Annotated in this window: 7 protein-coding genes and 1 tRNA gene; 7 read left to right on the top strand and 1 reads right to left on the bottom strand. The window is 68.1% G+C overall.

Annotation, left to right across the window (positions count from 1 at the left end):
- The 3 genes from B5F85_RS10405 to B5F85_RS10395 form a co-directional block, all read left to right on the top strand.
- Positions 1 to 1,581: helicase-related protein (locus tag B5F85_RS10405; protein WP_143786178.1), on the top strand; the 1,581-nt coding region annotated here is incomplete at its 5' end.
- Positions 1,582 to 1,587: 6 nt separating this feature from the next.
- Positions 1,588 to 4,005, top strand: a complete 2,418-nt coding sequence (locus B5F85_RS10400; RefSeq protein WP_087317027.1) for a bifunctional (p)ppGpp synthetase/guanosine-3',5'-bis(diphosphate) 3'-pyrophosphohydrolase — start codon at positions 1,588 to 1,590, stop codon at positions 4,003 to 4,005.
- A gap of 42 nt (positions 4,006 to 4,047) precedes the next feature.
- Positions 4,048 to 4,683 (top strand): MBL fold metallo-hydrolase, encoded by a 636-nt coding sequence (locus tag B5F85_RS10395; RefSeq protein ID WP_087317025.1) that lies wholly within the window; start codon positions 4,048 to 4,050, stop codon positions 4,681 to 4,683.
- Positions 4,684 to 4,717: 34 nt separating this feature from the next.
- On the opposite strand, the gene B5F85_RS10390 is transcribed toward B5F85_RS10395, so the two are convergent.
- A tRNA-Leu gene (locus B5F85_RS10390) sits at positions 4,718 to 4,802 on the bottom strand.
- A 109-nt stretch (positions 4,803 to 4,911) separates the two neighbouring features.
- Between B5F85_RS10390 and B5F85_RS10385 the strand changes: the two genes are divergently transcribed.
- The 4 genes from B5F85_RS10385 to rplT all read left to right on the top strand — a co-directional run bounded on the left by B5F85_RS10385 (position 4,912) and on the right by rplT (position 6,918).
- Positions 4,912 to 5,430 (top strand): ferritin, encoded by a 519-nt coding sequence (locus B5F85_RS10385; protein WP_087317023.1) that lies wholly within the window; start codon positions 4,912 to 4,914, stop codon positions 5,428 to 5,430.
- A 306-nt stretch (positions 5,431 to 5,736) separates the two neighbouring features.
- Positions 5,737 to 6,312 (top strand): translation initiation factor IF-3, encoded by a 576-nt coding sequence (gene infC / locus B5F85_RS10380; RefSeq protein WP_087317021.1) that lies wholly within the window; start codon positions 5,737 to 5,739, stop codon positions 6,310 to 6,312.
- Position 6,313: 1 nt separating this feature from the next.
- Positions 6,314 to 6,511 (top strand): 50S ribosomal protein L35, encoded by a 198-nt coding sequence (rpmI, locus tag B5F85_RS10375; RefSeq protein ID WP_087317019.1) that lies wholly within the window; start codon positions 6,314 to 6,316, stop codon positions 6,509 to 6,511.
- Between the two features lie 47 nt (positions 6,512 to 6,558).
- Entirely contained in the window at positions 6,559 to 6,918 is a 360-nt protein-coding gene (gene rplT, locus B5F85_RS10370; RefSeq protein ID WP_087317016.1) for a 50S ribosomal protein L20, read from the top strand.
- The last annotated feature ends 152 nt before the right edge of the window (positions 6,919 to 7,070 follow it).

The following is a 7,070-nucleotide window of genomic DNA, read 5'->3' as shown; positions in this document are numbered from 1 at the left end:
GGGCTCGACGGGGGAGGCGGCGGGGACGCCCCCGCGGCCGACCCTCCCGTCGACGCCGGCTCCCCGGCCGCGAGGCGCCGCGCCGAGCTCGCCGGGCTCGACGACGGGGCTCTGCTCGACGCGCTCAGGCGTCAGATGATCGGCGACGCGGGCCTGCTGCCCGCCCAGAGCGCCGCGCTCGAGCGGCTCGCCGCCGGGCGCTCCTGCCTCGCCGTCATGGCCACGGGGCGCGGAAAGTCACTGATCTTTCACCTCCACGCCGCGCGCGAGGCCATCGCCTCCGGTCGCGCGAGCGTTTTCGTCTACCCGCTGCGCGCCCTTGTCGCCGACCAGGCCTTCCATCTGCGCGAGGCGCTCTCGGGGGTCGGGGTCACCGTCGAGGTCCTGACCGGCGAGACGGCGCAGTCGGAGCGAAGGCGCGTCTTCGAGGGGCTCGCCGGCGGGTCGGTCGATGTCGTGCTCACCACGCCGGAGTTCCTCTCCATCCACCGCTCCAGCTTCGCGGCGTCACGTCGCGTGGGCTTCGTCGTCGTCGACGAGGCGCATCACGCCGGCATGGCGGCCCCCGGCGACCGGGACGCCTACCTCGAGCTACCCGCGGTCCTGACCGACCTCGGGCATCCCGTGGTCCTCGCCGTGACCGCGACCGCCTCTCCCGAGGCGGCCCGCGGCATCTGCGAGCTGCTCTCCATAGACGAGTCGGACGTCATCGTCGACGAGGCGGTCCGCGACAACCTCGCCCTCGACGACGAGCGCGGCGCGGGCGACGTTGACGCGCTTCTCGCCTCGCTCGTCTCCGGGGGCGAGAAGTGCGTGGTCTACGTGCCCTCGCGCGCCCGCGCGGTGTCCACGGTCCGCATGCTGCGCCACGCCCTCCCCGCGCTCGCCGCGCGCGTCTCCTACTACCACGCCGGGCTCTCGCGCGAGACGCGCCTGCGCGTCGAGCGGGCGTTTCGAGAGGGCGAGCTCAGCTGCATCGTCTCCACGAGTGCCTTCGGGGAGGGCGTGAACCTTCCCGGCATCCGCCACGTCGTGCTCCTGGGCCTGCCCCTCGGACAGGTCGAGTTCAACCAGATGAGCGGCCGCGCGGGCCGCGACGGGGCCCCGGCGACCGTGCACCTGCTCTTCGGCCCCGCGGACGTGCCCTCCGGCGAGGCCATCCTCGGCGCGGCCGCCCCCGGCCGCGACCAGCTCGTGACCCTCTACCGCACCCTGGTGTCCCTGTGCCGGGCGGGCGGCGCCGTCACGCTCGACGACGAGGGCATCGCCCGAGCCGCGCGCTCCCGCGAGCCGGGATCGGCGCTCGACGAGCGCGAGGTCGCCTCCGGGCTCTCGGTCTTCTCGGAGCTCGGGTTCTGCGCGGTGACGGGCTGGGGGGCGTCGAGGCGCGTCTCGATGGCGAGCGCGCCGGAGCGCATGGAGCTCACGCAGTCCGCGTGCTACCTCGAGGGCCTCAGGCTCCAGCGGGCCTTCGAGGACTTCAGCCGCTGGGCGCTCGAGGCGCCGGTCGACGAGCTTCTCGCCCGCATCAACCGCCCCATCGCGCCGAACTTCGGTATCATCGTCTCCGAGGGGAAGTGAGATGCGATGAGCGACGACAAGACCAGGCGCGAGGAGACGCCCGCGGCCGCCCCGGAGAAGACGCCCGCGGCCGCGCCCGCGACGGCGCCCGCCGCGACCGCGAGGCCCAAGAAGGGCGTCCCGGACGCCGCCAACTACCGCCTGCTCCAGGCGGCCTGCGAGACGTACCTCGACGAGGAGGGCTGCGAGAAGGTCGAGCGCGCGTACCGCTTTGCCGCGGACTACCACCGCGACCAGCGCCGGCGCTCCGGCGAGCCCTACATCAACCATCCCGTCGAGGTCGCCCTGATCCTCGCGCACGACCTGCGCATGGACGAGGACACGATCTGCGCCGCCCTGCTGCACGACACGGTGGAGGACACGCCGGCGACCCTCGACGAGCTGCGCGACCTCTTTGGTGAGACCGTCGCCGACCTGGTCGACGGCGTGACCAAGCTCACCTCCATCCAGGTCTCCTCCATGGACGCCAAGCAGGCGTGGAACCTGCGCAAGATGTTCCTCGCCATGAGCCGCGACATCCGCGTGGTCATCATCAAGCTCGCCGACCGCCTGCACAACATGCGCACGCTCGCGGCGCTGCCGCCCGACCGACGCCAGTTCAAGGCGCGCGAGACCATGGACGTCTACGCGCCGCTGGCCGACCGCCTCGGCATCTCCTCGGTCAAGTGGGAGCTCGAGGACCTCGCCTTCTTCTGGCTCGAGCCCGAGGAGTACCAGCGGGTCGCCCGCATGGTGCAGGACTCCCGCGCCCAGCGCGAGGACGACACCGAGACGGCCATCAAGACGCTCGACGACGAGCTCAAGGCGGCGGGCCTCAAGAACTACCAGATCACCGGCCGCCCCAAGCACCTCTGGAGCATCTACCAGAAGATGACGCGCAAGGGGCGCGAGTTCTCCGACATCTACGACCTCATCGCCCTGCGCGTGATCACCCAGACGGTGGGGGACTGCTACTCGGCGCTCGGCGCCGTCCACTCCCTCTGGAACCCGATGCCCGGCCGCTTCAAGGACTACATCGCCACGCCCAAGGCCAACCTCTACCAGTCCCTGCACACGACGGTCGTGGGCCCCGATGGCAAGCCCATCGAGATCCAGATCCGCACCGCGGAGATGCACGAGGCCTCCGAGTACGGCATCGCCGCGCACTGGCTCTACAAGAAGGAGGGCAACTCCCGCGGGCGCATGAGCGCCGAGGACCGCGCGATCGACTCCACGATCAACTGGATCCGCAAGACGCTCGACTGGGCCACCGAGGACGACATCGACGACCCGCACGAGTTCCTCGACAACCTGCGCGTGGACCTCTTCGAGCACGAGATCTTCGTCTTCACGCCCAAGGGCGAGGTCATGAGCCTGCGGCGCGACTCCACGCCGCTCGACTTCGCCTACGCCGTCCACACCGAGGTGGGCAACCACTGCGTGGGCGCCAAGGTCAACGGCTCTGTGGTGCCGCTGTCCTACACGCTCTCCATGGGCGACCGCGTCGAGATCCTCACCAACAAGAACGCCAAGCCCAGCCGCGACTGGATGAGCATGGTCGTCATGCCCTCCACGCGCGCCAAGATCCGCAAGTACTTCTCGACCCAGAACCGCAACGACGACGCCGAGGCGGGCCGCACCGAGCTCGCCCACGAGCTGCGCAAGCGCGGCTACGGCATCTCGACCAAGCGCACCGTCAAGGCCATCGCGCGCGTGTGCGAGTCCTTCGAGCTGCGCTCGCCGGACGACCTGTTCGCGGGCGTCCACACCGGCAAGGTCTCGCTCAAGCAGGCCGCCAACCGCATCGAGGAGATCCTCGAGGAGGGCTCGCCCGAGCAGCTCGCGGCGGCCGCCGCCGAGGCGGAGCGCCGCGCCGAGCACGAGCGCGCCATGGCGTCGGGCACGCCGGTCATGAAGTCCTACGCGCTCACCCAGGCCGCGCGCGGCAAGCGCAAGCGCAGCAACTGCGGCGTGGTGGTCAAGGGCGACCCCGACCTTCTCGTCCACCTCGCGCACTGCTGCAACCCCGTCGCCGGCGACGAGATCGTGGGGTTTATCACCCGCGGCAGGGGCGTCTCGGTGCACCGCGCCAACTGCCCCAACGTGACCGACCTGATGCGCAACCCCGACCGCATGATCGAGGTCGCCTGGGACACCTCGGGCGCCACGGAGTTTCGCGTGGAGATCGTCGTCGAGGCTACCGACCGCATGGGCCTGCTCAAGGACATCACCGTGGCCATCGGCGACGCCGGCGCCAACATCCTCTCGGCCGCCACGCAGACGAGCGCCCAGGGCGTCGCTCGCCTGCGCTTCCTCGTGGCGATCTCCGACGCGAGCCTGCTCGACGTCCTGCTCTCCGCCGTGAGCCGCGTGCCCTCGGTCTACGACGCGCGCCGCATCATGCCCGGCGAGGGCGCCAACCAGATGAAGCAGCGCGTCCGCTGACGCGACGCGGGGACGCGGCCCTGTTTACGTGAGGAGCGTGAGATGAGCGACAAGAGAGACGAGCTGCGCCACTTCGTGGTGACGCCGCTGCAGACCAACTGCTACGCCTGGGTGAGCGCGGGGGAGTGCCTCGTCGTGGACCCGGGCGGATCGGGCGCCGCGGTGGCCGGGCACCTCGGTGACGTCCGCGTGACCTGCGTCGCGGCCACGCACGGCCACGGCGACCACGTCGGCGGCGCCGCGGCGCTCTGCCGCGCGACGGGCGCCCCCTTCGCCATCCACGCCGCCGACTCCGAGCTCGCTCGCCACGCGGGCGAGATGAGCGAGGTCGGCCGCAGCTACGACGAGAACGCGCCGGAGGCCGGTCGCCTGCTCGCCGAGGGCGACGTCATCGAGGTGGGCACCGCCACCTTCACCGTGATGGAGACGCCCGGCCACACGCCCGGCGGCATCGTGCTCGTGGGCGGGGGCAGCGCCGAGGGCGTGGCCTTCGTCGGCGATACGCTCTTCCCGGGAAGCCACGGCCGCACCGACCTCTCCGGCGGCGACGAGCGCGCCATCCTGTCCTCGCTTCGGCGCATGGCGGCAGAGATCGCTCCCGAGACCATGCTTTTGTGCGGCCACGGGCCCGAGACCTCGATGGCCGTAGAGCTGGCGAGAAACCCGTTTTTGCGCTAGGGCGTCTCTACAAGGTGGATTTCTGGGGAAGCGTTGGTGCCCGAGGCGGGGCTCGAACCCGCACGAGTTGCCTCAACGGTTTTTGAGACCGTCGCGTCTGCCAATTCCGCCACTCGGGCCTGGACGCCGTGCGTCAGGTGAGAAGAACTATATCAGACTGCGCGTTGTTCTCGCCACAGGGGTATATAGTGAACGTGTCAGGCCGAAGCCGTCAGAAAGAAGGGTCCCATGGCGCTCACCAGCGAAGTCACCGCCGTCCTCAACGAGCAGATCAACAAGGAGCTCTACTCCAGCTACCTCTACCTCACCTTCGCGGACTACTATGACGACCGCGGCCTCAAGGGCTTTGCCAACTGGTACGAGATCCAGGCCAAGGAGGAGATGGACCACGCGCTGGCCATCCGCCGCTACCTGCTCGACAACGACTTCCGCCCCACGATGGAGGCCATCGCCAAGCCGGACAAGACCTTCGCGAGCGACCTCGCTCCGCTCGAGGCCGGCCTCGAGCACGAGGAGTACGTCACGAGCCTCATCCACCACTGCTACGAGGTCGCCCACGAGGCGCACGACGTGCGCACGATGAAGTTCCTCGACTGGTTCGTGGAGGAGCAGGGCGAGGAGGAGACCAACGCCCGCGACATGATTACCAACATGAAGCTCTTTGGCTGCGACCCCAAGGGCCTCTACGATCTCGACCGCGAGTACCAGGCGCGCACCTACGTGCAGTCTGCCTCCCTCAAGCTCTAGGACTTGGCGGCGGGCGTGACAATTCAGCCCGCCCTCATTGTCACGCCCGCAACATGTGGAGATACTCTGACGAGAAAAACCCGTTGCCGTGACGCGACCTGCGTGCTATTCTCGTCAGGTGTGCTTTTGCGAAGTGGGATCGAACAACATGGGTCCCCACCTACACGGCGCCTCACGGTTGCTGTCTGGTCAGACAACGTATGTTCTTCTCGCCCTTTGCGGCGAGCGATGTCTCCCGGACGCCTCTCGTGGTGCCGGGAGTTTTTTTGCGGCGCAAGCCGCGGATGAGAGAGGAAGGAGCTCGACATAGCCAGGAACGATGGTCCTCGCATCAACGAGGAGATTACGTCCCGCACCTGCCGCCTGATCGGCATCGACGGCTCCCAGATGGGTCTTTTTGGCGTGCGCGACGCGCTGAGGATCGCCCACGACCAGGGCCTCGACCTCGTTGAGATCGCGCCGAACGCGGAGCCTCCCGTCTGCAAGATGCTCGACTACCGCAAGTTCAAGTACGAGCAGGACCGCAAGGCCAAGGCCGCTCGCAAGAACCAGGCCAAGGTCGAGGTCAAGGAGATGAAGTTCCGTCCCAAGATCGACGTGGGCGACTACGAGACCAAGAAGGGTCACGTCATCCGCTTCCTCAAGAAGGGCGCCCGCGTCAAGATCACGATCATGTTCCGCGGCCGCGAGATGGCCCACCCGGAGCAGGGTCGCATGGTGCTCGATCGCCTCGCGGAGGACCTGAAGGACGTCGCAAACGTCGAGCAGAAGCCCCTCATGGAGGGCCGCAACATGCACATGACCATCGTCCCGATCAAGGGCGCCTTTGACGAGAAGCCCAAGGCCGAGGACGAGAACGTCACTACGGAGAAGGAGAACTAGCATGCCCAAGATGAAGACGCACAAGGGTACGGCGAAGCGCTTCCGCCGCACCGGCACCGGCAAGATCATGCGTGCCAAGGCGTTCAAGAGCCACATCCTCACCAAGAAGTCGCCCAAGCGCATCCGCGGCTTCCGCCAGGAGACCGTCATCTCTCCTGCCGACGTCAAGACCGTCTCCCAGCGCATGGGTTCCAACTAGGCGCAGACGCGCCCCGATATGCACCACCAACGAGGAGTTGATTAGATATGGCACGAGTCAAGCGCGCCGTCGCCGGCCGTAAGAAGCGTCAGACGCTCGTCGAGCGCACCAAGGGTTACTACGGAGTCCGTTCCCGCACCTTCCGCGGCATGAAGGAGCAGGCCCAGCACTCCGGCCAGTACGCCTACCGCGATCGTCGCAACAAGAAGCGCGACTTCCGCGCCCTGTGGATCCAGCGCATCAACGCCGCCGCCCGCATGAACGGCCTCTCCTACAGCCAGTTCATGCACGGCCTCAAGCTCGCTGGCGTCGAACTCGACCGCAAGGTCCTTGCCGAGATCGCCTACAGCGACGAGGCCACCTTCGCCGACATCGCCGAGGTCGCCAAGAAGGCCCTCGCCGAGTAGGTGACAAAGGGACAGTCCCTTCGCATCATCGCGCCCCGGGCATCTGAACTGCCTCCCATTTCTTGGACAACGAGAAATGGGAGGTTTTTCATGGCGCAGGACATGAGGGTCAAATACGATGTTGCCCTGAGAAGGAAGGCTGCCGACCTCTT

The organism is Olsenella sp. An293 (assembly GCF_002159495.1).
In the GTDB taxonomy this organism is placed as follows: Bacteria; Actinomycetota; Coriobacteriia; order Coriobacteriales; family Atopobiaceae; genus Thermophilibacter.
Note: the sequence above shows the minus strand (reverse complement) of the source record. Positions and strands in the feature narration are given on the sequence as shown.

Bases quoted from the DNA above. Each gene is read 5' to 3' on its own strand.
- B5F85_RS10395 (WP_087317025.1), top strand. From the start codon at position 4,048: ATGAGCGACAAGAGAGACGAGCTGCGCCACTTCGTGGTGACGCCGCTG.
- B5F85_RS10400 (WP_087317027.1), top strand. From the start codon at position 1,588: ATGAGCGACGACAAGACCAGGCGCGAGGAGACGCCCGCGGCCGCCCCG.
- rplT (WP_087317016.1), top strand. From the start codon at position 6,559: ATGGCACGAGTCAAGCGCGCCGTCGCCGGCCGTAAGAAGCGTCAGACG.
- rpmI (WP_087317019.1), top strand. From the start codon at position 6,314: ATGCCCAAGATGAAGACGCACAAGGGTACGGCGAAGCGCTTCCGCCGC.
- B5F85_RS10385 (WP_087317023.1), top strand. From the start codon at position 4,912: ATGGCGCTCACCAGCGAAGTCACCGCCGTCCTCAACGAGCAGATCAAC.